Below are 25,396 nucleotides of genomic sequence, written 5' to 3' on the forward strand. Positions count from 1 at the left end.
CGATGACCGACGGTGTTATTGCTCCCCTTAATGAACTGATCGATTTAAGGCGGTATGCGCGCAAAATCCATTATAAACCCGGTCACAGTACCGTGAGTGCGGGCAATCATTTGTCCAGACTGCGCGGCCGGGGCATGGATTTTTCCGAAGTAAGAAATTATCAGGCCGGCGATGAAATACGCCACATGGAATGGCGGGTAACCGCCCGCACGGGCCGTCCCCACATTAAAATTTATCAGGAAGAGCGTGAGCGTCCGGTGGTTATCCTGTCGGATTTCAATCCCTCCATGTATTTTGGTACCCGCGTGGCGTTTAAATCCGTGCTGGCCGCCCGCTTGGCTGCTTTAATTGCCTGGACTGCGGTCAGGCAGGGTGATCGCGTCGGTGGTCTGGTTTATTCGGCCAACCGGCATGATGAATTCATGCCACGCAGCCGTGACGCGGGTATTTTACCTTGGCTTGCCTCCCTGAGCGACTACACAAGTCAAGGGATGAATCCCACGAAAGCGGAACCGCGCCTGTTGAGCGACGCCTTGCTGCGTCTGCGGCGCGTGACCCGGCCGGGCAGTATTTTAGTGTTGATTAGCGATTTTTATCATGTGGACGCCGACAGTGAAAAGCACTTGAGCCGGCTGCGTGCTCATAATGACATCCTCATTTATCACGTCTGCGATGCGCTGGAATTAAATCCGCCAAAGCCGGATGTGTATGCGATCACCAACGGTGGAGAGGAAATTTTAGTCGATACCCGCATCCATCGTGTCAGTGAGGATTACCGTCATTATTGCCAACAGCGATTATTGAATCTGCAGGCCCTTTGCAAACGCCTGCAGATTCAATGCGTGACTGTCACGGCGGAGCAGGATCTGGCCCAATTGGTGAGACAGACTTTCCCACGGAGGTCACGTGACTGAGCCGCAACCGCTTAGCCAATTGCGCGATATCCATTTACCGGATCCGGTGAACTGGTGGCCTCTGGCGCCAGGATGGTATCTTTTAATGGGGATAGCCTTCATTGGCGTTATGGTATTGACCGGGTTTATTTACCGGTACTATGCCAATGGCCGGGCCAAACGACAGGCATTAAAATTGCTGGCGGTCTACCAACAGGATTATTTACGTGACGGCGACAGCCAGTCAGCCAGCGCCAAAGTGTCTGAGTTGTTACGCCGTGTGGCGCTGGTTTATTTCCCGCGCGAGCAGGTGGCCAGCCTTAAAGGCGACGAATGGCTTGCTTTTTTAAACCGGACGGGGCAAAACATCAATTTCAATGCCGTGCGGGACTGTCTATTGGAATTACCCTATCAAACGCAGGGCGATGTGAATGTCAAACCCTTGCTCTCGCGTGCAAAAGCCTGGATACAACAAAGGGGGGCGCCATGTTCCAGTTAGCTCAACCCTTAATCCTTTTGTTGTTACCGCTGCCGATTCTGATTTGGTTCTGTGTGCCTCGAGCTGTTTTAGCGTTGCCGGCGGCCCTGCAGGTGCCTTTTTATGATGCCATGTACTCCATTGTGCAGCAGGAAAAACGCCTGCTTGCCAGCCAGGTGCGTTCGGGGTTGTTTTTAGCCATCTGGATTCTGCTGGTTGGTGCGGCGGCCGGCCCGCGGTGGGTCGGAAATCCTCTCCCCCTGGAAAGGGAAGGGCGCAACATCATGATGGTCCTTGATATTTCCGGCAGCATGGAATTAATGGACATGATACTGGATGGCCGGCCAGTGAACCGCTTGACCGTGGTAAAGCGCAGCGCGGAACAGTTCATCAGCGAACGGGCGGGCGATAAAATTGGTCTGATTCTGTTTGGCACCCGGGCTTACCTGCAAACGCCATTAACCTATGATCTTCACAGTGTATTGATGCGTATTGAAGATGCCACCATTGGCCTCGCAGGAAAAACAACCTCCATTGGCGATGCCTTGGGATTGGCTGTCAAACGCCTGCAAAATGTGCCGCCTCAGGGCCGGGTGATTATTTTATTAACGGATGGCGCCAACACTTCCGGCATGTTGCTGCCTTTAAAAGCCGCTGAGTTAGCCGCGGCCGATCACATCAAAGTTTACACCATCGGTCTGGGTTCCGAGGGCAATGTGCAATCATTGAATAATGTGTTTTTAGGCATGGGCACAGGATCTGATCTGGACGAAGACACCCTGAAGAAAATTGCCGAAGTTACCGGAGGTCATTATTTTCGCGCCACGGATCCTCAATCGCTGCAGTCTATTTATGAAAAAATCAATCAATTGGAAACCATTTCCCAGGATGAGGTGAGCATAAGGCCCGAGCAGGATTATTACCCGTGGTTGCTTGCTATCGCTTTGGCCTTGTTTTTATACTGGTTTGCCGAGCGGGCCGGATTGTTCCGGTTGATCAGGAGTACCCCCTTGAAGGAGACTCGCCATGCTGGCTGATCTGCATTTTTTGCGGCCCTGGTGGCTACTGACCCTTGCCCCGCTCTTATTACTGGCCGCTCAATTGTGGCGCAGTAACGCCCGACTGGATGCCTGGTCTTCCGTGTGTGATCGCCATTTGTTATCCCATTTAATCGTGTCCAAAGGAGACAACAAACGGCATTGGGCCATCCTGTCTCTTTTTTTAAGTGCCTTATGCCTTATCATCAGTCTGGCCGGTCCTGCGTTCCAAAAATTGCCTGTGCCATCCTATCACCGCATACAGCCTCGCGTTCTGGTTTTAGATATGTCGGATGCCATGCTGGAGCGGGATTTGACCCCGGACAGGTTAACGCGTGCCAAATTTAAATTGCATGATTTGTTTTCCCGGACTGACATCGGCCAAACCGGGTTGGTGGTGTATACCGGTGAGCCCTTTATCGTATCGCCTTTGACTGACGATGCTCAGACCATTGATTCCCTCCTATCCTCCCTGACGCCGGATATTATGCCGGTTGGTGGTCAAAAGCTGGATACTGCCTTGCAACAGGCTGGGCAGTTGATTACCCAGGCAGGATTTAATCAGGGTCAGATTCTGGTATTAACGGCGGAGTCGCCGAGCAGCGAAGCCATTAAAGAAGCAGCCAACCTGGCGAAGCAGTCTATTTTTACCTCGGTCATGCCCGTTGTTGGCGGCAATGCATCCATTAATCCTCTTTTTCAGGAGCTGGCAAACGCAGGCAAAGGGCAGGTTATTCCTTTTAGCAACAATGTCAGCGATTTGGATGATTGGCTGAATGCTTCGTCAGGAGGTCAGCAATACAATCTGGACGAACAAAACTTAATCCCGGTTTGGCGTGATGACGGACGCTGGTTTTTAATTCCAGCTTTGATCTTTTTATTGCCGGTATTCAGACGGGGCTGGTTACAAAGGATAGAATCATGAGAGCTGCGCTATTTTCGATCCTGCTGTTAAGCAGCGCGATGGTTCACGCGTTCAGTTGGCAGGATTTGTGGGCAACGGATGATCAGCAGGCCCAGACGCTGATGAACAAGGGGCAATACAAAAAAGCGCAGGAACGGTTTCAACAACCCGATTGGCAGGCAGCTGCGGCCTACCGTGCCGGTGATTATGAAGCAGCGGCTAAACAGTTCGGCGCTTTGGAAACCCAGCAGGGGTATTACAATCAAGGCAATGCGTTAGCCCATATGGGACGCTACGAGGAGGCTATAAAGGCCTACGATGACGCCTTGAGAATCAATCCCGGCGACGAGGATGCCCTGCATAATCGCCAGGTGGTCGAGGAGTTGTTGAAAAAGGATAAGGATAAGCAGCAAAATCAGCAGGCCAATAATCAACAAAATCAGCAGAATCAGGATCAGCAGGGGAATAAGCAACAGGATCAGCAGAATCAGGATCAGCAGGGGAATAAGCAACAGGATCAGCAGAATCAGGGTCAGCAGGGGAATAATCAGCAAGACCAGCAGAGTCAGGATCAGCAGGGGAATAATCAGCAAGACCAGCAGAGTCAGGATCAGCAGGGGAATAATCAGCAGCACCAGCAGAATCAGAATCAACAGGGTAACGAACAGCAGGACCACCAAAATCAGGATCAGCAGAGCAACAATCAGGTGAAACAGGACAAGACTCAGCAAAAGCAGCCTGCCCGCCAGGATAAAAATAAACAGGCTGATGAAGCGCTTAAACAAGCCGAGGTCAACAAGCAACAATCCGCAGAAAATCGCGAGAAGCAACAGGCGAAAGAGCAAATGTTAAATTTGATTCCCGATGATCCGGGCGGGCTAATGCGGGAAAAATTCCTGCGGGATCATTTAAAAAGAAAACGAGGGTGGTATCAATGAGACGAGGTTTGATTCTTATCAGCTTAACCTTCTGGCTGGGCTTCACCCAGGCTGCAGTGACCCTTCAGGTGGATGCTCAAAAAGTGCAGATGGGGCAGCCCTTCCGGTTAACCTTAACCCTGGATGACGAGAGCGGTTTACCTGACTTAACCCCCATACGCAAGGATTTTACCATTGTGGGGACCGAGCGCAGCATCAATTACACGGTCATCAATGGCCAGGCGCGCTCAGTGAATCAATGGATAATCCTGCTCATGCCAAAACGCACCGGCATGCTGACCATTCCCTCCATTCGCGTGGGACAGGAGCAGACCACGGCAACCACTGTGGACGTGACGGAAGACAAACCCGATGAAACGCAATCCATGGATGAGCCTAAGGACATCATGCTGCTTACCGAGGTAAGCGATGAACACCCTTACGTCAACCAGCAGGTGATTTACACCGTCAAATTGTATTACAACCGTCGACTGCTTGATGCCGATTATCAAACACCGGAAATCAGTGACGGTTTACTGGTTCCCCTGGGCGAAGGGCGGCGCTATCAAAAGTCCATTAACGGCATTGCCTATGCGGTGGAAGAACAGCAGTACGCGCTTTTTCCGCAAAAAAGCGGTCCCTTAAAAATCAAGTCGCCGGTCTATAATGCCTTGGTCGCGGATGTCATACCCAGACGCGCCAGCGTCAAAGCGAAGGCAACCACCCTGATGGTCAAGCCCGCGCCTGCCAATGCCGGTACGGATTGGTTTCCGGCCAAGCAGGTTCAATTGACGGAAACCTATGATCAACCCTCCCTCACGTTAAAGCAGGGCGATACATTGACCCGCACTATTACCGTACAGGCCATCGGTGCTGCGGCACAACTGATGCCACGATTAAATATACAAAAGAGTGATCAATACAGTATTTACCCTGAAAAACCGCTTGAAAAAACCACATTGCAGGCCGAAAATCTGGTTGGAACGACCACAATCAAAGTCACTTATCTGCTCAATAAATCAGGGAAAATTGTCATCCCGGAATTGAAACTGCCCTGGTTTAATACGGTCACTCGCCGCGCCGCGGTAGCCACGTTACCGGCCCGAACACTGGATGTCGCCTCATTCGGCGGCAACGCCAATGCAGTGCCTGCGGCATCAAGCGTCTTGCCAAAAACATCGCCCGCGCCGGCCATTGCCAATCCGGTTAAAGCGTCAAATCCTAAACAAGCTCAAAACAATTCACTGGCCTGGATTCTCGCCGCTCTGTTTGCACTGGCGTGGGTTATTACCCTGCTGCTTTGGTGGGTGAAGCAGCGGCAGCCTTCGGGTCGGGGGCAGCTTGCGGCCAGTCGTAAAAAATTACGGGACGCCTGTCTTGCCAATGACCCTCAGGCAGCTAAAAACGCCCTGCTGGACTGGGCTCATTTACAATGGCCCAATGAAACAATGCTTACGATTAACGATGTCGCACGTCTCGTGCGTGATCCTGGACTCAAAAGGCAGCTGATGCTGTTATCGGAAGTGCTGTATCAGCCGGGTGCGCATGCCTGGAAAGGCGAACCGCTCTGGCGAGGTGTCATGACGATGAAAAACAATCAGGGTTCGCCCAAAAAGCCGAATCCCTTGCCTCCCATTAACCCGTCGTGACCCGAATAATGGACGTCAAGGATTACTGCCGGCTGGATGCCCATGCGCTGGCCGCAAAAATAAAGGCAGGTGAAACCACCCCAGAGGAGGCAATGGATTGTGCGTTAACCCGTCTGCAGCAGGTCAACCCGTCACTGAACGCCATTGTCCACGAGTGCAGCGGCTGGGCCTTTGATCGGTTAAAAAACATGCAGGGCGATGAACCTTTTTATGGCGTGCCGGTCGTAGTCAAAGATTTGGGATTTACCTTAAAGGGCGTTCCGCTTACGGCAGGTTCTCGTTTCTTTGCCGGCACCGTGCCGCAAGCCAACAGTGATTACATTGATAATTTACTGTCGCTTGGCATGCTGCCTTTTGCGACCACCAATACCCCGGAACTTGGTCTGTCGTTTGTCACCGAGTCCGTGTTACATGGCCCGGCAAAAAATCCCTATGATCCTGCTTTAACCCCCGGCGGTTCCTCGGGGGGCTCAGCGGCCGCGGTAGCGGCGGGCATTGCCCCCGTGGCCACGGCCAGTGATGGCGGCGGCTCAATCCGTATTCCGGCGGCCTGTTGCGGTTTATTTGGCTTTAAACCGACGCAGGGGCTCATCTCATTAGGGCCCTGGGTAGATGAGTCCTGGTCTGGGTTAAGTGGTCAACACGTGATAACCCGCACGGTGCGCGACTCAGCTCGGGTATTTGCCCACCAGTCACGGCATCAAAAACCGATAATCCCGGTTGTTCCGTCACGGCCGAAAACAGTGGTCCTGGTACCCAGGGCGTTTACACCGGTTCCGATCGAGGCGCCCTGTCTCTCAGCCGTGGACATCATGCGTCAGCAACTGGAAGCGCTGGGGTATTCTGTGATCGAGCAGGATCTGACACTGGATTTGGAGTTGATTAATCAGTGTGCTCTGATTTTGATTACTGCCAATACGGCCGCCGTGATTGAAAGCCAGCAGCAGTTATTGGGGCGAAAGGCGAAAAAGCAGGAGTTGGAACCAGCGACCTGGGCGTTTTATCGTGAGGGAAAGGCCATCAAGGCAACGCAACTTATCCAGGCTCGCACTCAGCTTTATCGGTGCCTGCGTCCACTGCATGCCTTACTGAATGACGCGGCGTTTGTGTTGACCCCGGCATTAGCCCAATTACCGATCAAAATCGGAAGTCTCGTGTACACCAATGATCTTACGGCTTATATAGAGCAAGGCCGTGCGTTCTCTCCGTTTACGCCGTTATTCAATCAGGCCAATTTACCTGCGATGACGTTGCCCGTCATGTCCCATGGCGAGTTGCCTGTCTCGGTACAGATTGCCTCAGGAAGGTGGCGCGACTGGTCATTGCTGGCTCTGGCCGAGCAATTGCAACCCGCCTTCCCATCGTTTTCCCCGCCGTTGCCTTAATCGAAAGCGAATTCAGCAATGCGCCTATTAACTGGCAGCATTGAAGAAATATTTTCTAGGCGACTCGCTATTTACTTCCTGCTGGAGTATAATAACAAGACTTGGTTGTTTTCTATATCTCAGCGGAAAAATGTTACTCTCGTGAAAATCCCTCTTTGAATATCAATTGACGAATTATCGCGTAAAGTCCCATTGTCATGGCTTTGATTAGACAACTCCAAGTGTGTGTTTAATTTTATTTGGAAAATATAAATGTCCGCTATAGTAGAAACTGGCCACGTCAAGTGGTTTAATGATGATAAAGGTTATGGCTTCATTAGCCGCGATAATGGTCAAGACGATGTTTTCGTCCACTTCCGCTCCATCAAAAGCGAAAGTTCTGGACGCAGAACATTAGTTGAAGGTCAACGTGTACAGTTCACCGTCAGTAAAGGCCCTAAAGGATTACAAGCAGAAGAAGTATCTGCCATCTAATCCTCTGTCGTTTCTACCCATTTTTTCTCTTTACCAGCAGCATCGCTGCTGGTAAAAGAGAATGATCTCTATGAAAAATCCGGATGTAATAATCATTGGTGCCGGGGCAGCCGGTTTGATGTGTGCCATCGAAGCGGGCTTTCGTGGCCGTCGGGTACTGGTGATTGATCACGCCAACAAAGCGGGCAAAAAAATTCTGATGTCCGGTGGCGGTCGTTGCAATTTCACCAATTATGACATCGAAGCGCATCATTATCTTTCTGCCAATCCTCATTTTTGCAAATCGGCGCTAAAGCGCTACACGGCCTATGATTTCATTGATCTGGTCAACAAATTCCGTATTCCTTTTCATGAAAAATCGCACGGGCAATTGTTCTGCGATAACAAATCGTCCGATATCGTGGGGATGCTGCTCGCCTGTTGTGAAGATGCCGGAGTCAATATTGCATTAAATACCTCCATTCAATCCGTTCACCACGAGGGGAAAGGCTATCGTTTGCAGTTGGCCTGCGGCACACGCCTTCAATGCGACTCCCTGGTGGTTGCTACCGGCGGGTTATCCATCCCTACCATGGGGGCTTCACCCTATGGGTATCAATTGGCGGCGCAATTTGGCTTAAACGTGCTGCCGACCAGGGCCGGATTGGTTCCTTTTACTCTGCAGCCGCAGGATAAGGAACGGTATGGCGCATTGTCGGGCATTTCGGTGCCTTGCCGTGTAGCCTGCAATGATCAGGAATTTACCCTAGACATGCTGTTTACCCACCGTGGCTTAAGCGGCCCGGCCATGCTGCAGATTTCCTCCTTCTGGCACGCTGGAGATGAGTTAACCATTGATCTCGCAGCGGGGCAGGATCTGGAGGCCGCGATCCTGGCTGCGAAACGTAAAACACCTAAAATGCGATTGAAAACCTGTCTGGAAATGACATTGCCAAAACGAGTGACGGCGACCTGGCAGGAGGAGGCCGTGCTCGAAAAAGAATTAACCACCTTTTCTGATCAACGATTGAAAGACGTGGCGTTAAGCGTCACTCAATGGCGCATCAAACCCAATGGCACCGAGGGCTATCGTACGGCGGAAGTCACGCTGGGGGGGGTGGATACCGAAGCCATTTCCTCCCAAACCATGGCGGTAAAATCAATCCCCGGGCTGTACTTTATCGGCGAGGTTCTGGATGTGACCGGCTGGTTAGGCGGGTATAATTTTCAATGGGCCTGGTCTTCCGGCTGGGCAGCCGGGCAAGTGGTATAACCTCAGCAAAATTCTCGTAAGTTACCGAAACTTCTGTATAATCAGGTGTGCCTTAAATTGACAGGATGCCTACGTGATCAGAATAATTGTATCGTTATTGTCCCTCTATGCGGTGTTTGCCCAGGCTTCAGTGCCAGTAGACGGTACTTTTATTGCGGGTAAATCATGCCCTGCCTACCTCTCCAAAAATAAAAAAACCAACCCGTCCAATGCCTCGGTTGAAGCAGGGCAGCGTTTTACCTTAATCGAGATTAACCGACCCTACAAACCGGATTGGCTGCGCATTACCATGGCTGATGGGACGGGGCGCTGGGTTGCCAGCCAATGCGGCGATGCCGATTACCAGACGCAACCTGCCAGCCGTTGCGATCAAAGTCCGGGCATGGCAGACTCGTATGTACTGGCTCTAAGTTGGCAACCCGCCTTTTGCCAAACCTATGGTTATGAAGCAGGCAAACCCGAGTGCATGAAATTAAAACCGGCTTCTTATGCGGCCTCTCACCTGACCCTGCACGGCATGTGGCCAAATCAGAATCAATGCGGTCAAAATTACGGTTTCTGCGGCGTGGAGCCGCAGCCTAATCATTGTGATTACCCGGTTGTGAATTTAAATGATGAGGTGGCAGGGATGTTGCGCGTGCTGATGCCAAGCTACGCCTTTGGCAGTTGCCTTGAACGGCATGAGTGGTATAAGCATGGCAGTTGTCAGATTTTAAGTGCCGATGCCTATTTCTCGTTAGCCATGCGCCTGGTCAACGAAGCGGATCGCTCGCAGTTAGGAACTTATCTGCATGAGCATCTTGGCAAAACCGTGACCCGAAGTGAACTCGAAGAGAGGGTGCGTTTGTCGTTTGGCAGTAATGCAGCCAAAAAAGTGTATCTCGGGTGTAAGAACGGGTTGTTAGTCGACATTTATATTCAGTTGCCAGCATTGATACCCTATTCAGAATCACTTAAAACCTTAGTCCAGAAGGCCCCGGAATTAAAACGCTACCAAGGCTGTCCCGCGTCGGTCGGCATTTCCGATTTCACCATGAATGCCTGGTTTTAGGCTGTCTAGGCATCCTGCAAAGGCTTGAGAATTCACCAGGCAGGATGCTTGCGCATTGCTTTAACTTCCTCTAATGTAGGGAAATAAACGTCCATTGGAAACGAGACTTATGTTGAGCCGCTTTTTGGTATTGATTTTTATAGGGTTTCTACTTAGTGGTTGCCATCGCCAGGCGGTAGCGACCGAGCAGCAACCCGTAGCGGTTGCCAAGGTTCGTACCACGCAGGTTCGTTCGGTACCGAGCTTCAATCACGTCATCGCCAGAGGGCGTCTCAATGTCGATTTGCACACCGGTTACTCAAAACCGCAAGTTATTCTTCGTGGCGCGGCAAGCGATCTGCAGCAGGTGGTGACCAAGGTTCAGAATGGTCAGTTGCTTATCCAGATTGGTGAAGGCTACCCCCGCAGCGGTGGGGTTTCAGTTGAAGTTCGTGGTCATTATTTAAATTCGTTCACTTACCAGGGCGGCGGTGTCATCACCGGCTCCCGCCTTCATTCCGGTTTACTGGATTTAAGTATTGATAATCCGGGTAATACGACATTAGGCGGTGATATTGTTCTGCGTAAACTGGATATTCGAGGCAGCGGCAATGTCCAGATAAGCGGCGTTCACGCGCATTATTTACAACTGTCCATGCGCGGCAAGCCGCATGTGCAATTGACCGGGATGGCCAATCTGTCCATGGTTGAACTGGCTGGTGAAGGCTGGTTCAGCATGTACTGGATAAAAAGCGATAAATTAAAAATTCGCGCTAAAAACAAAGCCTTTATGCAGTTGGCCGGTATTGCCAATGTCATTGATGTGGAATTATGGGGCAATGCCCAATTTAAGGGGCGTTATTTACGGGCCAACCGCGCCTTTGTGAAAACGCATGATCGGGCTGTGGCTGAGCTTTCAGCCGTTAAACGGCAGCATACGCTGGCGAGCGATGCCAGTGACATTTATTTTTACAATCTCCCGGAAATGCGGACCGACTTCATGGCCTATAATGGGGCAGTGCTGGACATGCGTGATTGGGGATATTATTCCATGCAGGAATACACACGATACAATAAGAGTTTGAATAATTAACAGCCCGGATGGGCTGTTGGTCATCTACCAAAGCCCCAGGACATCGATGTGAATTCCATGTCGTTTTCTTCAAAGAATTCGAAATTAAGACCATTGATCATCAGGGCTGGATCGATCTCGGTTACGTTTGGCTCATCCCCCATTTCCTGCTGCAATCCCTCTTTCACGAGATAAACCACAGAAAAAACAGCGGCAACCCAGGCACCCACATTGCCCAGCGTACTAATCACTTCTTTTTCTCTTTTAGAAAACATGACGACTCCCTTTATGTTGCTGAATAAAGGGATTGAGTGTACATGATTAAAGCACGCTTAACCAGTCGCTAGGTTCTGATTAACGCACTGAATAATCTCGGCAATATCACCATCCAGCGGCAACACATGCGCTGATTTGGCAAGCCAGTGAATGGTGACATTGTCACAGCCTGCAAAGCGGGCAGCCACACGGCGCGAAGCCACCACTTCATCATAACAGCCGAGAAACACATCGGTAGGGCAGGTGGGCGGTTTGAATTCAAACTGCTTAACCAGGGTTAAAATTTCAATGATGGTGGTCAGCGGCAATTGGCGGTAAGCGATTTCACAATGATCGGTTGTGAATAAATTACCGGCCGCACTGCGTAATTGACGAAATCCCAGCTGGTAGAGGATTCTGGCCAGTTTCAGGGAGCCGGGTAAGGCCAACTGCAAATCAAGTGCCGGCGCCAGTAAATACAGATGATTTAAAGGAAAACGACTGCTTAAGTGACAGGCTAAGAGCCCGCCTAAGGACAGGCCCATGATATCCACCTGTTGAAACTCAGCCACCAGCGTCGCACAGACGTCCTCAACCGAGGCAAGCCAATCGGAGGCTTTAACCTCGGCAAACGCATTGAGATTCTCACTATGGCCCGGCAGTACGGGCGCAACCACGGCATCGTAGCCAGCAAATGCTCCCAGGAGGTTGCGAAAGACGGCCGGAGAAGAAGAGAAACCGTGCAACAGCAGCAGGGCATGGTTTTTTTCCTTGCCTTCGCGCTTAAAGGGCCGCAACAGATCGGCATCCCGCCTGCGCAACGTGGAAACCTGCACCCCGCGTCTCATACAGCGAAAATCATTTAAATTCATTCAATTCCCTTCTGATAAGCCTGTCATCGTTGGCAATAATAGCAAACCATCGGCGTTGTACCTACTGATACCTGATTTTACCGATGCCATGGGGTATTGTTGTCTGCTGCTGAATGTGAAAAAAAATCGTAAATGCGGCCGTCTAGGCAGAAATTACAAAGGATTAGTAATATTATACAACGAATACCCGTAAAACGTACTGTCGCTTGGTGGGTATGCTATTCTTAATAGAGTAATGACATTTTGCAGGTGATTTTATGTCTGGAACGGAATTATCAGGGTCCATACCTACCCCAAACCCCACGTCGACCACGCCAAGCCCTGGTGCTGGGGGCAGCAGCAATAATGACGATGATTTGCTCAACACCCTCAATCAGAATCAGACGAGCAGTAATCAGCAAGGCGACGATGAGAAAGATCCTCACATGAAGCAGCTTGAGGAATTAATGAAATTTGTCGATGATATTAACGCACAGGTCACTGGCGCCATTAATCAGGCGATATCGCCCGCGATCGGCGCTGCAGGCAGTGCCATTAGTCAGGGATTTAATTCAGTCCAGGGCATGTTTTCCAGCGGCGGTTCTGGTGCAGGCAGCGATGATGCGCCAGAAAGCGATCAGGATAATACCATGGGCATGGAGGGAGACGGCGTTGAAATGTCCATGATGAGCTCTGACACCATGACCGACCCCATGGATGCGATTGAGAATATGCCGGAACTGGATCAATTTGAAAGCATCGTCAGCGGCCCAAGCCAGGGGCAGGGACAGGGCATGGATTTGGAACAAGAAGTCACCCAGGGTGTTTCAATGGTAATGTAATCCTGTTACAGCGGTTAGTTAATGGGTTGCCCGCTTCAGCGGGCAGACCTCAAGTCTTAAGATTCCATCAATTTATGCGGCAGGCTTTCTAGACGACCGGCCTGCGTAATCACCACATAATTCAACTTGCGCTGCAGTTCGGAGATGGTATCGGAGCCGGCATAAGTTAAACCCGAACGTAAGCCACCGATAATATCCGCAATAATGGCATCCTGATTGGTTTTGTAGAGTACTTCAGTTGCTACCCCCTCGGCTGTTTTCCATTCATGCATTTGTCCGAGAAAATCTTCCTGGGCCTCGCGGGATGCCATGCCGCGGTAGCGTTTGACCAGACGGCCATCTTCTTTTTTAATGACCTCCCCGGGCGTGGGCTCCGTGCCGGCCAACATGCCGCCGATCATGACAAAATCGGCGCCAAAGGCCAAGGCTTTGACGATGTCGCCGGAAGTACGGATACCGCCGTCAGCGACAATGGAGCGATCCGTGCGGGCGCAATCCTGAATGCAGGTGAGCATGGGAATGCCAAAACCGGTTTTAATCCGCGTGCTGCAGACGGAACCGCCGCCGATACCGGCTTTGATGATGTCTGCACCGCAGGAGGCTAAGTAATCTGCGCCGGCATAGGTCGCGACATTGCCCGCCATGATGCAGCGGCTACCCAGGAGCTTGCGCAGGTTTTTCAGGGTTTTACCCACGTATTTGGCATGGGCATGGGCGACGTCAACGCAGAAAAAATCAGCGCCGGCATCGCGCAGGGCTTCGGCACGCTGCAATTCCGCATCCGTGCAGCCGACGGAGACAAAAACCTGTCCCTGACACTGTTTGAATTCACGAATGTTGTCGTCAATGCTTAAAAAGCGGTGCATGACGCCAATGCCGCCCTTGCTGTGCATGAAATTAGCCATGTTGCTTTCGGTAATGGTATCCATGTTCGAACTCATGATCGGCAGCTTAAGAGTTAATTTACCGAGGCGATCCGTCATGCCGATATTCACTACCCGGCGAGACTCATGATGATTGTAGGCGGGCACCAGCAACACATCATCGAAGGTAATGGCTTGCATACTCATGCGTATTCTCTCCTAAAACGCGTACTATAAATGCTCTGCTGCATAATAAGCAAGCCTTGAGCGTTCACCGCGCGTTAGGGTCATGTGGGCACTGTGCTGCCAATGCTTGAAGCGATCCACCGCAAAGGTTAATCCTGAGGTTGTTTCCGTGAGATAGGGGGTATCAATCTGCTTGATGTCGCCAAGGCAAATGATTTTACTGCCCGGACCCGCACGGGTGACCAGTGTTTTAATCTGTTTGGAGGTTAGGTTTTGAGCCTCGTCAATGATAATGAACCGATTTAAAAAGGTGCGGCCGCGCATGAAATTGAGTGAGCGGATTTTAATTTTGTTCTGCAGCAAATCCTGCGTGGCATTTCGGCCAAACGTGCCGCCTTCCTGCGAACTGTGCAGCACCTCGAGGTTATCCATCAAGGCGCCCATCCAGGGGGTCATTTTTTCTTCTTCGGTTCCGGGTAAAAAGCCGATGTCCTCTCCCACAGGGATGGTCACGCGCGTCATTAAAATTTCGTTGTAGCGGTTCTGATCAAGGACCTGGGTCAGGCCGGCCGCGATGGTCAGCAGGGTTTTTCCCGTTCCTGCCGAGCCTTGCAGGGTAACAAAATCAATGTCCGGATCCAGCAGCATGTTCAAGGCAAAATTCTGCTCACGGTTACGGGCATTGATGCCCCAGACCGAATGCTTGGGTTGAGTGAAATCACGGGCGACCTGCACGACGACGCCGTTGGATTCAATGGTTTTAACCATGGCCTGGAACTGATTGTCTTCGGTGCTTAAACAATCATTGTAATTCCACTGATTGGTGAGGGGGCCGGTGATGCGGTAAAACGTTTTGCCGTTTTCCTGCCAGGCTTCCATGTTTTTGGAATGCGTATCCCAGAAATTGTTTTCAAGGATGTGCAACCCGCTGTGCAGCAGATTGACGTCATCCAACACCTGATCATTGTAGTAATCTTCCGCCGGGATGCCGAGAATACCGGCTTTAATCCTGAGATTGATGTCTTTGGAAATAATCACCACGGCCCGATCGGGGTGTTTTTTTTGTAAGCCCAACGCCGTGGCGAGCAGGGTATTGTCTGCCTTATGCCCTGGCAGGGAGGTGGGCCGCAACTGCTCAAACTCGTCGGTCTGGAAAAACAAACGGCCGCTGCTTTTAACGTTTTCCGAGGTTAGAAAGCTTGGAATAGGCAAACCGGCGACGATTTGAGTGTGACTGGCATTGCTCATCAGTTCCACCAACATGCGGTTGGTTTGCCGTACGTTGCGCGCCACCTCCGAGAGGCCGGTTTTGTGGCTGTCGAGTTCTTCAAGCACCACCATCGGCAAATAAATGTCATGCTCCTCAAAGCGGTAGATGGCGGTGGGATCGTGCATGAGGATATTGGTATCCAATACGAATAATTTTCGGCTTTCAGATTTGTTTTCCATGGGAATCCCTGTCTACTAAGTCAATTCATTGTGATCAGGGCAGGGAGCACAGTCAAGTGAATTCATACCCCGCGCTGAAGATTATGCGGCTTCACGCTTTGTCCATCATGGATCGCTCGAGGCATTGCCGCGCATCAGGGGTGCTCATGGCACTTTGCAGTAAGCAAGGATCGTCTTCTGCAGCGATTTTACAATGAATGAACGCCATTGCTTAGACCTTGCCAGCATTATCGAAACCCATGGCAAAATGGCAATGGGTTTCGTTCCTGCGATGCAGGGCAAAGGTTGTCTGCGTGCCCTGTTATTGCTGGAGTGATTTCAGGGTGGCAAGCACGTCATCGACATGCCCTGGCACGCTGACTTTGCGCCATTCGTGCCTTAAAATACCCTGCGGGTCGATGAGGAAAGTACGGCGCTCGATGCCGCGTACTTCTTTACCGTACAGGGACTTCATTTTTATGACATCAAAAAGTTGACAGATTTCTTCGTCTTTATCGCTGATTAATTCAAAGGGAAACTGCTGGTTGCATTTAAAGCTGTCGTGTGATTTCAGCGAATCACGCGAGATGCCGAAAATTTCAGTGTTCAATGCCTGGAAGGCGGGGTAGGCGTCGCGGAAATTTTGTCCTTCCACGGTACAGCCTGGCGTAGAATCCTTGGGGTAAAAATAGAGGACGACCCATTGTCCCTGATAGTCATTTAAGCTGGCTGAAAGGCCATTGGTTGCGGTAAATGAAAAAGCAGGTAGTTTTTCACCGATATTCATTGTGTATCTTATCCTTACGTGAGCTCATCTCTATTTAAAATACACGAGAAAAAGACCGTCTGCAAAGCCGGTCAAGAGATGCACTGGATGCGGACAGAATTGCTTTCTGGTGTATAATTCCTCCTCTTTGTTAACGATGATAAGCAGATTATGACTACTCACAAAGCGTCAGGCGCCTCCATTGCCGTCAATAAAAAGGCGCGATTTGATTATTATATTGAGGATGAACTCGAAGCGGGCATGGTACTTCAAGGTTGGGAAGTCAAAAGCCTGCGCGCCGGAAAGATTAACCTGTCCGATGCGCACGTGATCCTTAAATACGGCGAGGCCTTTTTGCTCGGTGCGCAAATCCAGCCTCTGCCCACGGCTTCTGCTCACACGCTGCCTGACGCAACCCGCACGCGTAAGCTATTATTAAACAGGCGTGAATTGAGTAAGCTGATTGGCAGTGTTGAGCGGCAAGGTTACACCATTGTCCCGCTGTCGCTGTACTGGAGCAAAAACCGCATCAAAATCAAAATCGCGCTGGCGAAGGGTAAGAAAACCCATGACAAGCGCGATGCGATTAAAGATCGCGATTGGCAGCGTGACCGCGCCCGGTTGCTCAAGAAAAAATAACTGACTCCATGCGTTGACAAGTGTGTACTGTCAGGGATAATGGTGGTAAGTTGCTAGAAATTTGCTGCAAGTTTTTTTCACGCGTGAACCTGACTGAGTAATTTCTATCGCATTGCAGGGATTCAATGGATTAATGATTCTAAGGAGAGATCATGCCTAATTTTGCCAGACTCTGTAAATGGTTATGTCTTACGCTCGTCTGCCTGCCCCTCTCACTTCACGCGGGTAAAACCATTCAGTCCATGGTGGTTTTCGGTGACAGCCTGTCCGATACCGGCAACACCACCCACCTGCTGAAAAGTTTAAGGCAGGAAGAAAGCCCCGCCTACCTGGTTCGTCCCTTAAAAGTCTTTGTCATCAATAAAATGACAGAATTTGCTTATGATTATTACGTCCCGCAAATGGTACTTGACGCCGGCATTGAGATAGTCAATAACTACTTCGATACGGAATTCGGACCGTTCTTGGCCTCCGTGATCAGTAAAGTGAGAAAAGTACCTGTTCTGCCGGGCGAACCCTATTGGCAAAATCATTTCTCCAATGGCCGCGTCTGGAATGAATACCTGGCACCCATGCTGGCCCTTGACCGCGAAGACAATGAGGATTTCACCAATCAGGCTTTTGGCGGCAGCTGGGCTGTAACCTATGATTATCAACTGACGGTATGGAATCTTATCCGTCATCCGTTAAATACCTTAAAGACCCTGATCGTGGGTAAACTGATTCCGCCGAGCCTGGGGTTGACGGTACAGGCCTACCTGTTAATGAACGAGGTAGTGGATGATCGCACGGCTTATTTCGTCTTCACCGGGGCTAACGATTACTTAAATGTGCTGGTGTTTGAAGACAATTACAATCCGGCGGTCATGAGCGCCTACATTGATAATGTACTCGACGGGATTATTTCAGGTGTAAATAAATTGACAAAAGCAGGCGCACGGCATGTCATCATCATGGGCTTGCCAGACGTTGGCTTTACACCAAAATTTGTTCACACCACCGACAAGCCAGTATTGAGTGCGGCCATTAAACTGCATAATGAGCGTCTGGCGGCCCGTATTGAAACCCTGCGTCAGGCACAACCCGAGGTTAATTTCCTCTACATCGACATCAACCCGCTGTTGCAAAAAGCCCTGGACCATCCAGCCGATTATGGCTTGACTAACATTACGGACGCCTGCATTGACGTCAAACTGCCGATGTTTGGCGCGTTTGCCGCATCGCCTTATGCACGCAATTACGTCTTGTTGTATGCCCAGGTGCTGCAATACCGCGATGCCAGCTTTAAGCGCGGCGAGCGCAATTATCATGTCTGTGATACCCCGGATAATTACCTCTTCTGGGATGAAATTCACCCGACAACACGCGCTCATCGTTACCTGGCTTATGAAATCTGTGAGGTAATGAAAGCCAATGGCTATAAAACAAACTGCCAACAACCGTCTACTATTTAGTATATCCGCGGTATTGTGGCATACTTGGCCATTTTTCAAATGATTAAGACGCCAGCATGCAGGGTCATGCTGGCGACCTGTCAAAAGAATTGGGGTAAGGAGTGAATTATGTGCGGGATTATGGGAGCAACCTCTCAACGTGATATCAGCAAAATATTACTGGAAGGGTTAAGACGTCTGGAATACCGCGGTTATGATTCTGCCGGCATTGCGGTTATCGACAAGACAGGCCGGCTGAAACGAGTCCGAATCCAGGGCAAGGTCCAGGCATTGGCTGACGCCATGCAGGAAGTATCCATCCATGGCACAACCGGCATCGCCCACACGCGTTGGGCAACCCATGGCAAACCCTGTGAAGAAAATGCCCATCCTCACCTTTCCCACGATGAAATTGCCGTGGTTCACAATGGCATCATTGAAAACTATGAATCCCTGCGTAAAAAATTGCAGAACACCGGCTATCAGTTTAATTCTGAAACCGATTCAGAAGTGGCGGCGCACTTAATCCATTACCATTACCAGCAGCATGAAAACCTGTTGACCGCCGTGCAGGATGCTGCCGCTGAGATGCATGGCGCCTTCGCTCTGGGTGTTATTCACCAGAAACGGCCGCAGGAACTGGTTGCGGTACGCAAAGGAAGTCCCCTGGTTGTCGGGATGGGGATAGGCGAGCAATTCATTGCCTCTGATCCGCTGGCGCTGCGATCCTTTGCACAATCGGTCATGTTTCTTGATGAAGGCGACAGCGCCCTGCTGACTGCCAGTGACGTGCATGTTTTTGACCACAGTAAAAAGCCGGTACAACGTCAGCGTCATCCGCTTGATAACGACAGCCAGACCGCCACCAAGGGCAATTATCGCCATTTTATGCTGAAGGAAATTCACGAACAAAGCAAAGTACTGGCTGATACGCTGGAAGGGCGTATTGTTAGCCTGGACGTGCTCAAGGCCAGTTTCGGCGAGCATGCGGCGGCGATTTTTCCCGAGGTCAAACAGATTCACATTGTGGCCTGCGGCACCAGTTATCATGCCGGCCTGACGGCCCGCTACTGGCTTGAATCCCTGACTGGACTGCCCACTCAGGTTGAAATTGCCAGCGAATACCGCTACCGGGATGTGGTCGTCGGCGACAATACCCTGTTCATTGCCATTTCCCAATCCGGCGAGACGGCCGATACCTTAGCCGCGTTATACAAGGCAAAATCCTTAAATTATTTATCTACCCTGGCCATTTGTAATGTGGCTACCAGCACACTGGTGCGCGAGGCTGAGTGCGTTTTCCTGACACGTGCCGGCATCGAAATCGGTGTGGCCTCGACCAAAGCGTTTACGACGCAATTGGCCGCTTTATTGATGCTGTCGGCTGTGCTATGCCGCGATGAGCGGGCAAAAACCGTATTGACGCAGTTGCAGGAATTGCCGGCCTGTTGTGAGCGTGCCTTGAAAATGAATAAGGCCATTGAATCGTTGTCTTCTCTTTTTGTGAATAAATCCCATACCTTATTCCTGGGACGAGGTGTGCAATACCCTGTCGCCCTGGAAGGCGCCCTGAAGCTGAAAGAAATTTCTTACATTCACGCGGAGGCTTACCCTGCCGGTGAATTGAAGCACGGTCCGCTGGCTTTGGTTGACAATGAAATGCCGGTTATTGCAGTCGCCCCTAATGATGAATTGCTGGATAAACTAAAATCCAATCTGCATGAAGTCAGCGCCCGTGGCGGTCAACTGGTGGTTTTTGTGGATGATTCCCAGACCTGGGAATCCAATGGCGCACGCCTGATTCCCGTTCCTTCCTGTGGTCAATGGGTGGCGCCCATTGTGTATACCATTCCGCTGCAATTATTGGCTTATCACGTGGCAGTGGCCAAAGGAACGGACGTGGACCAGCCACGTAACCTCGCCAAATCGGTGACGGTGGAGTGAATAAAGGAAAACAATTCTGGCACGCGCTGTGGGAAAGCGGCAATCTGCCTTTCCACCGCCCGTTGGTCAATGACGACTTAATTCAGTTCTGGCCGTCCCTTCAAACGGCGGATAATCCCTCCATTTTAGTCCCTTTGTGCGGCAAGAGCCTGGATTTGCTGTGGCTGGTGGACCAGGGGGCCACGGTCACTGGCATTGAATTAAGCGAGCTTGCTGTGCAGCAACTGGCCGCTGAAAATCACCTGCCGCTCAAACAACAGACCATTGACGATTGCCTGTGCTACTCCTCACCGGCGTTAACGCTCTGGGTCCATGATTTGTTTACACTGCCTCAACGCCTCATTGAACCCGCAGAGGGGCTTTATGATCGCGGAGCGCTCGTGGCCTTGCCTGCGGCGTTACGCGCTGCTTACACGTCTCGCTGTTTGCAGTGGCTAAAATCAAAAGGCCGCATTTTACTGAAAACCTTAACCTACAATCAGACGCTGATGGAGGGGCCGCCTTACAGCGTCACCCCGGATGAACTAGCCGCGCTGTACCCAGGCTGTACGCTGCACCTGCTTAAGGAAAGCCACCGCCGCATGGATGAGTCTGATTCGCTGTTTGTCCGCGGGTTGCGGGAGGTTATCGATTATGTCTGGTTAATTGAAAGGAATTAACCAAAGGCCGCAAAGTAGTATATAATGCCTTCGTTTTTTTTATCATCATGTTTTTCGGGGAACTGAATGAGTCAAGAGATGTTGTCTACGGCAGCGACAATTGCCCAGGAGCTTAAAGTAAAGGTGTCGCAGGTAGAAACCGCCATTCGCCTATTGGATGAAGGCGCGACCGTACCTTTTATTGCCCGCTATCGTAAAGAAGCGACAGAGGGCCTCGATGACACTCAATTAAGACAACTGGCGGAGCGTCTGCTTTATCTGCGTGAACTGGATGAGCGCCGCGCCGTGATTCTGCAGTCCATCCGTGAGCAGGAGAAATTGACGCCGGAACTGGAGCAGGCCATTCTTACTGCGGACACCAAAACCCGCCTGGAAGATCTCTACCTGCCGCATCGTCCCAAGCGGCGTACCAAGGCGCAATTGGCCCGCGAAGCAGGACTTGAACCGCTGGCGATGACCCTCTGGCAGGAGCCCGGGCATGATCCCGAAACGCATGCTCAGCAATTCATTAATGCCGAGGCTGGCATTGCTGATGCGAAAGCGGCACTGGAAGGCGCAAGACAGATTTTAATGGAGCGGTTTGCCGAAGATCCGGAGTTGCTCAGCGAGCTCAGAGAATACCTCTGGCAGCATGCTGTGCTTAAATCCACTGGCGAGGCTAAGGACAAGAAAGACGCGGCGAATAAATTTGCCGATTATTTTGACTATGCGGAACCGATTAAAAAAATCCCCTCCCATCGCGCCCTGGCCTTATTCCGCGGCCGACGCGAAAGCGTTTTGCAAATTGGCCTGCACCTGGTTGATGATGCGGAGTACGGCGAGAGAAGGGTGGCTGCTTATTTCAACATTAGCCATCAGGGACGTGCTGCGGACAACTGGCTGCTTGATACCGTACGCATGACCTGGAAAATCAAATTATTCACCAAGCTGGAACTCGAATTACTGGCGCGTTTACGTGAATCGGCCGATGAAGAGGCAATCCATGTGTTCGCACGTAATCTACGCGGTCTGTTGTTGGCGGCTCCAGCTGGCCCACGCATTACCATCGGCCTTGATCCCGGCATACGCACGGGTGTGAAAGTGGTGGTCGTGGACATCACCGGTAAATTACTGGATTACACCACGGTTTTCCCATTTGCTCCGCAGAATGAATGGCATCAGGCCATCGCTGAACTCGCGAAACTCGCGGCCAAACACCATGTTAACCTCATCAGCATTGGCAACGGCACCGGCTCGCGCGACACGGAACGCCTGGTGGCGGACATGATTAAAATGTATCCCGATTTGAAATTAAACAAAGTGCTGGTAAGTGAAGCTGGTGCCTCTGTTTACTCTGCCTCTGAACTGGCGGCGAACGAGTTTCCTGATCTGGATGTCAGTCTGCGTGGCGCAGTGTCCATCGCCAGACGATTACAGGATCCGTTGGCGGAATTGGTTAAAATTGAGCCCAAAGCCATTGGCGTCGGACAATATCAGCATGACGTGAACCAGACTCGTTTAGCACGAAGCCTGGATGGCGTGGTCGAGGATTGCGTGAATGCGGTGGGTGTCGATGTCAATACGGCCTCCGTGGCTCTGTTGACCCGTGTGTCCGGTTTAAACGAAACCCTGGCAAAGAATTTAGTTGAATACCGCGATCAGCATGGCGCTTTTGCTGATCGTAACCAGTTAAAACAGGTCCCGCGCATGGGCGAAAAAACCTTCCAGCAGGCGGCGGGTTTCTTACGCATCATGAATGGCAGTAACCCACTGGATGCCTCCGCGGTTCACCCGGAAGCGTATGCCCTGGTGGAACGCATTCTGGCTGATAAAAAAGTAACGATCACCCAAGTCATTGGCAATCATGATTTGTTAACCAGTGTCAATGCCGCCGACTACGTGGATGAGCAGTTTGGATTGCCGACTGTTCGTGACGTGTTGCGTGAACTCGAAAAACCCGGCCGCGATCCCCGCCCGGAATTCAAGACCGTCAATTTCAAAGAAGGCGTTGAGGACATCAGTCATCTGGAAGAAGGCATGATTCTCGAAGGGGTCATCAGCAATGTCACCAATTTCGGCGCCTTTGTGGATATTGGGGTTCATCAAGATGGGTTAGTCCACATTTCTGCTATGACCAATCGGTTTATTACGGATCCGCATACGGTGGTGAAAGCCGGCGATATCGTCAAGGTGAAAGTAGTGGAAGTGGACAAAGAGCGTCGCCGCATTGGTTTGAGCATGAAACTCGATGAAGCCAGGCCCGCTGTTGTGCACAAGAAAGTCAGTAAGCCTCAGGCTAAAAAAGCACCTGTGGTTAAAAAAGACGATGCCCGTAAAAAAGAAGACAGACGCCAGGTTCAACCGGCTAAAAAGGGCGTGTTTAACACCGCCATGGCGGATGCCCTGGCTAAACTGAAACCGGGATCATAACATGGCACCTCGCGGCGAAATTACCATTCAGACCTTAGCCATGCCGGCTGATACCAATGCCAATGGCGATATTTTTGGCGGGTGGATTGTTTCACAAATGGATTTGGCTGCCGGCGTGCTGGCAAAAAAATTGGCGCGTGGACGTGTTGCGACGGTAGCCATTCATTCCATGACTTTTTTAAAACCTGTGCACGTGGGTGATGTGGTCAGCTGCCACGTGGAATTAATTAAGCGAGGCACAACGTCGATGACCATTGCTGTCGAAGTCTGGGCAGAGCCCGCAGCCGGTTCGGGACGCTATCAGGTGACCGAGGGGACCTTTGTTTTTGTAGCCATTGACGAAGAAGGAAAATCAAGAAAGGTGCTTGATTCGGAATGACTATTGAACTGGAACACTTAAAAAAATGGATCGCCAGCATGGCCGCCCTCATAGAAAAAGATGGCGATCCAGAACCCCAGCATTACACGCCTTTTTTGCAGGAACCTGAATTAGCTTTGCGCCTTGTCGATTTAATTGAGGAGTTGGATGAGGCTTCCTACGATGAGGAACGGCCGTATTACTCGGCCTGCGTGTTTGCATTGGATATTTGTGTCGCCCAATTGCAGGCTGCCCATGAAAACGGCAACAAAGCCGGTGGCAAAATCCTGACTCACCTAATGGATTACATGGCCGCAACCATCAATAAAACCAAACACACGTTAAGCTTTTGGCTGCCTATCCTTAATGCGTTTTACGAGGTGCATGTTGAATTGTCATCTCGCCTTAAAGAAGCCTATTTAAATCTCGCAGGCGAAGAAGAGGAATTAACACCGGAAGAAGAGGCCAATCATTTAAGTGCGATCAAAGACATGATTCAGGAACTGTCTGACTTGTCTGTGTTTGATATTGCCGAGAATTTTTTTGCGCAAAGCTATGCCATGCCGGATGACTTCTTCTCCGATTTGGTGATTGATCTGTACAGCATTGAGGAAGGGCAGGATATTGCCTTGCTCCTGTTGCTGCATCCCAAACCCCATGTGCGCCAGGTGGTGGTGGATACCATCGCGCAGATTATTGAAAGCATTACGTTTTCTTCCATCTCGTTGTCGCGTCTGCAGGTTATCAAAAGCTGGTATCCGTCGTCTTATCAGGAGCAGTTTAATTCCTGGATAAAAATTCAGCGCAAAAAGGGCGTCATTTTTCATCCGCTGGGCACCCAGCCGGCCTTTCGTGTAAAAGCCAGTGAAGTCGATGGCAGTGGCGCGCAGGGTTTGTTTGTGCATTTAAAAAAATACCGCGGTAATCGTCTGGGCGGTTTATTATTGAAGCAGGAGATTGGCGTTAAGGATGCCTGGATTACGCCGATCATTGCGGCGAAGGAAGTGAACAGCTATTACGATGAAGCCTTTGATGAGACGGTGACCTTACGTGAGGTCGACAGCGATTATTTTGTCTTAATCACGAACCATTTTCTGGCCCTTACCCTCGCGCAGGGCGCGATGCCTGATTTGCATTTATTTGAAATTCAGGAGCTTTTGGGTTTGCATTTTGTGCCGGAGTTCATTGATATTGCAGCGGTGATGGAGGAAATCAGTATTCAGATTTCCCCGTTTACTCAGGCAGCCATGGACGCGTCCTTCAAGCGTTCGCGCGGTTGGCTGACCACGAAGAAATTCACAGAGTCCTGGTACATCGAGAATGCCCATGTCGACAAACTGGTGAATCGCTCAAGCAGTTTTGTAGAGGGGATAAGGGTTTGCGACATTGAAACCGCCATGGAGGCCGTTTTCGAACATGAAATGGAAAAAAACCGCGACAAATGGTTGTTTCATTTCCTATGGATCACCTTATGGATGAAAGCCAAGGCACGTAAAACGGAGAAGCTATGGCAGGACAGCTTTTTTATTGCCTACGCCATCCAGCAGGGTACGCCGCTTCACACCATCCCTGTGATGCAGGAAATTTGCCGCCAAACCGTGATCAACAGCGCGGAAACGATGAATGAGCGGCGGACTCACCTGAACCAAGAATAATTTCCGGCCGTTTTTAA

At 50.8% G+C, this 25,396-nt stretch carries 25 protein-coding genes; 20 read left to right on the forward strand and 5 right to left on the reverse strand.

Annotated features, from left to right (window positions below; all coding sequences use genetic code 11):
* Window positions 1-2: 2 nt before the first annotated feature.
* From DYE45_RS01165 to DYE45_RS01215, 11 genes are all read left to right on the forward strand, one after another.
* Window positions 3-914, forward strand: coding sequence for a DUF58 domain-containing protein (locus DYE45_RS01165; RefSeq protein ID WP_108294795.1), 912 nt, complete (start codon window positions 3-5; stop codon window positions 912-914).
* On the forward strand, window positions 907-1,392 hold the full coding sequence (locus DYE45_RS01170) for a DUF4381 domain-containing protein (RefSeq protein ID WP_108294793.1): 486 nt from the start codon (window positions 907-909) through the stop codon (window positions 1,390-1,392). Before DYE45_RS01165 ends, DYE45_RS01170 begins: the two co-directional genes overlap by 8 nt.
* On the forward strand, window positions 1,380-2,408 hold the full coding sequence (locus DYE45_RS01175) for a VWA domain-containing protein (RefSeq protein ID WP_108294787.1): 1,029 nt from the start codon (window positions 1,380-1,382) through the stop codon (window positions 2,406-2,408). Before DYE45_RS01170 ends, DYE45_RS01175 begins: the two co-directional genes overlap by 13 nt.
* On the forward strand, window positions 2,398-3,333 hold the full coding sequence (locus tag DYE45_RS01180; protein WP_108294785.1) for a vWA domain-containing protein: 936 nt from the start codon (window positions 2,398-2,400) through the stop codon (window positions 3,331-3,333). Before DYE45_RS01175 ends, DYE45_RS01180 begins: the two co-directional genes overlap by 11 nt.
* The gene (locus DYE45_RS01185) at window positions 3,330-4,250 is read left to right on the forward strand and encodes a tetratricopeptide repeat protein (protein ID WP_108294783.1); all 921 of its coding nucleotides are present in this window, start codon (window positions 3,330-3,332) and stop codon (window positions 4,248-4,250) included. The genes DYE45_RS01180 and DYE45_RS01185 overlap by 4 nt, the downstream gene beginning before the upstream one ends.
* A complete protein-coding gene (locus DYE45_RS01190) occupies window positions 4,247-5,878 on the forward strand; it encodes a BatD family protein (protein ID WP_115300281.1) in 1,632 nt (543 codons plus the stop codon). The genes DYE45_RS01185 and DYE45_RS01190 overlap by 4 nt, the downstream gene beginning before the upstream one ends.
* On the forward strand, window positions 5,875-7,263 hold the full coding sequence (locus DYE45_RS01195) for an amidase (RefSeq protein WP_244908529.1): 1,389 nt from the start codon (window positions 5,875-5,877) through the stop codon (window positions 7,261-7,263). Before DYE45_RS01190 ends, DYE45_RS01195 begins: the two co-directional genes overlap by 4 nt.
* A 252-nt stretch (window positions 7,264-7,515) precedes the next feature.
* Window positions 7,516-7,737 (forward strand): cold-shock protein, encoded by a 222-nt coding sequence (locus DYE45_RS01200; RefSeq protein WP_082657084.1) that lies wholly within the window; start codon window positions 7,516-7,518, stop codon window positions 7,735-7,737.
* Between the two features lie 70 nt (window positions 7,738-7,807).
* Complete coding sequence (locus tag DYE45_RS01205) at window positions 7,808-8,989, forward strand: BaiN/RdsA family NAD(P)/FAD-dependent oxidoreductase (RefSeq protein WP_108294777.1); 1,182 nt, start codon at window positions 7,808-7,810, stop codon at window positions 8,987-8,989.
* Between the two features lie 73 nt (window positions 8,990-9,062).
* Window positions 9,063-10,040, forward strand: a complete 978-nt coding sequence (locus DYE45_RS01210; protein WP_174703681.1) for a ribonuclease T2 family protein — start codon at window positions 9,063-9,065, stop codon at window positions 10,038-10,040.
* Window positions 10,041-10,149: 109 nt separating this feature from the next.
* Entirely contained in the window at window positions 10,150-11,112 is a 963-nt protein-coding gene (locus DYE45_RS01215; RefSeq protein WP_108294775.1) for a GIN domain-containing protein, read from the forward strand.
* Between the two features lie 20 nt (window positions 11,113-11,132).
* Here the strand turns inward: DYE45_RS01215 and DYE45_RS01220 are convergent, their stop codons facing one another.
* A complete protein-coding gene (locus tag DYE45_RS01220) occupies window positions 11,133-11,366 on the reverse strand; it encodes a hypothetical protein (RefSeq protein WP_108294773.1) in 234 nt (77 codons plus the stop codon).
* A gap of 57 nt (window positions 11,367-11,423) precedes the next feature.
* Complete coding sequence (locus DYE45_RS01225) at window positions 11,424-12,218, reverse strand: alpha/beta hydrolase (protein WP_115300282.1); 795 nt, start codon at window positions 12,216-12,218, stop codon at window positions 11,424-11,426.
* Between the two features lie 257 nt (window positions 12,219-12,475).
* On the opposite strand from DYE45_RS01225, the gene DYE45_RS01230 reads away from it, so the two are divergent.
* Window positions 12,476-13,039 carry a hypothetical protein gene (locus DYE45_RS01230; protein ID WP_108294769.1) on the forward strand — a complete coding sequence of 188 codons (564 nt, stop codon included), beginning with the start codon at window positions 12,476-12,478 and terminating at the stop codon, window positions 13,037-13,039.
* Between the two features lie 56 nt (window positions 13,040-13,095).
* Here DYE45_RS01230 and DYE45_RS01235 read toward each other — a convergent pair whose 3' ends face one another.
* The gene (locus tag DYE45_RS01235; RefSeq protein ID WP_108294767.1) at window positions 13,096-14,109 is read right to left on the reverse strand and encodes a guanosine monophosphate reductase; all 1,014 of its coding nucleotides are present in this window, start codon (window positions 14,107-14,109) and stop codon (window positions 13,096-13,098) included.
* 24 nt (window positions 14,110-14,133) lie between these two features.
* Window positions 14,134-15,537 (reverse strand): PhoH family protein, encoded by a 1,404-nt coding sequence (locus DYE45_RS01240; protein WP_108294765.1) that lies wholly within the window; start codon window positions 15,535-15,537, stop codon window positions 14,134-14,136.
* A gap of 193 nt (window positions 15,538-15,730) precedes the next feature.
* Between DYE45_RS01240 and DYE45_RS14840 the strand changes: the two genes are divergently transcribed.
* On the forward strand, window positions 15,731-15,853 hold the full coding sequence (locus tag DYE45_RS14840) for a hypothetical protein (protein WP_256594870.1): 123 nt from the start codon (window positions 15,731-15,733) through the stop codon (window positions 15,851-15,853).
* Here the strand turns inward: DYE45_RS14840 and DYE45_RS01245 are convergent.
* A complete protein-coding gene (locus DYE45_RS01245; RefSeq protein WP_115300283.1) occupies window positions 15,839-16,303 on the reverse strand; it encodes a peroxiredoxin in 465 nt (154 codons plus the stop codon). The genes DYE45_RS14840 and DYE45_RS01245 overlap by 15 nt on opposite strands.
* Before the next feature lie 150 nt (window positions 16,304-16,453).
* Here DYE45_RS01245 and smpB point away from each other — a divergent pair, with 150 nt between their 5' ends.
* The 7 genes from smpB to DYE45_RS01280 all read left to right on the forward strand — a co-directional run bounded on the left by smpB (window position 16,454) and on the right by DYE45_RS01280 (window position 25,379).
* On the forward strand, window positions 16,454-16,921 hold the full coding sequence (gene smpB / locus DYE45_RS01250) for an SsrA-binding protein SmpB (RefSeq protein ID WP_115300284.1): 468 nt from the start codon (window positions 16,454-16,456) through the stop codon (window positions 16,919-16,921).
* A gap of 152 nt (window positions 16,922-17,073) precedes the next feature.
* The gene (gene plaC, locus DYE45_RS01255) at window positions 17,074-18,375 is read left to right on the forward strand and encodes a lysophospholipase/glycerophospholipid:cholesterol acyltransferase PlaC (protein ID WP_108294759.1); all 1,302 of its coding nucleotides are present in this window, start codon (window positions 17,074-17,076) and stop codon (window positions 18,373-18,375) included.
* Between the two features lie 108 nt (window positions 18,376-18,483).
* Window positions 18,484-20,298 (forward strand): glutamine--fructose-6-phosphate transaminase (isomerizing), encoded by a 1,815-nt coding sequence (glmS, locus tag DYE45_RS01260; protein WP_108294757.1) that lies wholly within the window; start codon window positions 18,484-18,486, stop codon window positions 20,296-20,298.
* Entirely contained in the window at window positions 20,295-20,957 is a 663-nt protein-coding gene (locus tag DYE45_RS01265) for a thiopurine S-methyltransferase (RefSeq protein WP_108294755.1), read from the forward strand. The genes glmS and DYE45_RS01265 overlap by 4 nt, the downstream gene beginning before the upstream one ends.
* Window positions 20,958-21,023: 66 nt before the next feature.
* Window positions 21,024-23,366, forward strand: coding sequence for a Tex family protein (locus DYE45_RS01270; protein ID WP_108294753.1), 2,343 nt, complete (start codon window positions 21,024-21,026; stop codon window positions 23,364-23,366).
* Window position 23,367: 1 nt separating this feature from the next.
* The gene (locus DYE45_RS01275; RefSeq protein WP_108294751.1) at window positions 23,368-23,745 is read left to right on the forward strand and encodes an acyl-CoA thioesterase; all 378 of its coding nucleotides are present in this window, start codon (window positions 23,368-23,370) and stop codon (window positions 23,743-23,745) included.
* The gene (locus DYE45_RS01280; RefSeq protein WP_108294749.1) at window positions 23,742-25,379 is read left to right on the forward strand and encodes a Y4lR C-terminal helical domain-containing protein; all 1,638 of its coding nucleotides are present in this window, start codon (window positions 23,742-23,744) and stop codon (window positions 25,377-25,379) included. Before DYE45_RS01275 ends, DYE45_RS01280 begins: the two co-directional genes overlap by 4 nt.
* The last annotated feature ends 17 nt before the right edge of the window (window positions 25,380-25,396 follow it).

Origin of the sequence: Legionella taurinensis, assembly GCF_900452865.1 — a bacterium.
Classification (GTDB): Bacteria; Pseudomonadota; Gammaproteobacteria; order Legionellales; family Legionellaceae; genus Legionella_C; species Legionella_C taurinensis.

What these genes read in the sequence shown, in the direction of transcription:
- DYE45_RS01215 (WP_108294775.1), top strand. Translation starts at nt 10,150, where the DNA reads ATGTTGAGCCGCTTTTTGGTATTGATTTTTATAGGGTTTCTACTTAGT.
- glmS (WP_108294757.1), top strand. Translation starts at nt 18,484, where the DNA reads ATGTGCGGGATTATGGGAGCAACCTCTCAACGTGATATCAGCAAAATA.
- DYE45_RS01245 (WP_115300283.1), bottom strand. Translation starts at nt 16,303, where the DNA reads ATGAATATCGGTGAAAAACTACCTGCTTTTTCATTTACCGCAACCAAT.
- DYE45_RS01225 (WP_115300282.1), bottom strand. Translation starts at nt 12,218, where the DNA reads ATGAATTTAAATGATTTTCGCTGTATGAGACGCGGGGTGCAGGTTTCC.
- DYE45_RS01190 (WP_115300281.1), top strand. Translation starts at nt 4,247, where the DNA reads ATGAGACGAGGTTTGATTCTTATCAGCTTAACCTTCTGGCTGGGCTTC.
- DYE45_RS01185 (WP_108294783.1), top strand. Translation starts at nt 3,330, where the DNA reads ATGAGAGCTGCGCTATTTTCGATCCTGCTGTTAAGCAGCGCGATGGTT.
- DYE45_RS01275 (WP_108294751.1), top strand. Translation starts at nt 23,368, where the DNA reads ATGGCACCTCGCGGCGAAATTACCATTCAGACCTTAGCCATGCCGGCT.
- DYE45_RS01240 (WP_108294765.1), bottom strand. Translation starts at nt 15,537, where the DNA reads ATGGAAAACAAATCTGAAAGCCGAAAATTATTCGTATTGGATACCAAT.
- DYE45_RS01230 (WP_108294769.1), top strand. Translation starts at nt 12,476, where the DNA reads ATGTCTGGAACGGAATTATCAGGGTCCATACCTACCCCAAACCCCACG.
- DYE45_RS01270 (WP_108294753.1), top strand. Translation starts at nt 21,024, where the DNA reads ATGAGTCAAGAGATGTTGTCTACGGCAGCGACAATTGCCCAGGAGCTT.
- DYE45_RS14840 (WP_256594870.1), top strand. Translation starts at nt 15,731, where the DNA reads ATGAATGAACGCCATTGCTTAGACCTTGCCAGCATTATCGAAACCCAT.
- DYE45_RS01280 (WP_108294749.1), top strand. Translation starts at nt 23,742, where the DNA reads ATGACTATTGAACTGGAACACTTAAAAAAATGGATCGCCAGCATGGCC.
- DYE45_RS01235 (WP_108294767.1), bottom strand. Translation starts at nt 14,109, where the DNA reads ATGAGTATGCAAGCCATTACCTTCGATGATGTGTTGCTGGTGCCCGCC.
- DYE45_RS01200 (WP_082657084.1), top strand. Translation starts at nt 7,516, where the DNA reads ATGTCCGCTATAGTAGAAACTGGCCACGTCAAGTGGTTTAATGATGAT.
- DYE45_RS01175 (WP_108294787.1), top strand. Translation starts at nt 1,380, where the DNA reads ATGTTCCAGTTAGCTCAACCCTTAATCCTTTTGTTGTTACCGCTGCCG.
- DYE45_RS01205 (WP_108294777.1), top strand. Translation starts at nt 7,808, where the DNA reads ATGAAAAATCCGGATGTAATAATCATTGGTGCCGGGGCAGCCGGTTTG.
- DYE45_RS01165 (WP_108294795.1), top strand. Translation starts at nt 3, where the DNA reads ATGACCGACGGTGTTATTGCTCCCCTTAATGAACTGATCGATTTAAGG.
- smpB (WP_115300284.1), top strand. Translation starts at nt 16,454, where the DNA reads ATGACTACTCACAAAGCGTCAGGCGCCTCCATTGCCGTCAATAAAAAG.
- DYE45_RS01220 (WP_108294773.1), bottom strand. Translation starts at nt 11,366, where the DNA reads ATGTTTTCTAAAAGAGAAAAAGAAGTGATTAGTACGCTGGGCAATGTG.
- DYE45_RS01180 (WP_108294785.1), top strand. Translation starts at nt 2,398, where the DNA reads ATGCTGGCTGATCTGCATTTTTTGCGGCCCTGGTGGCTACTGACCCTT.
- plaC (WP_108294759.1), top strand. Translation starts at nt 17,074, where the DNA reads ATGCCTAATTTTGCCAGACTCTGTAAATGGTTATGTCTTACGCTCGTC.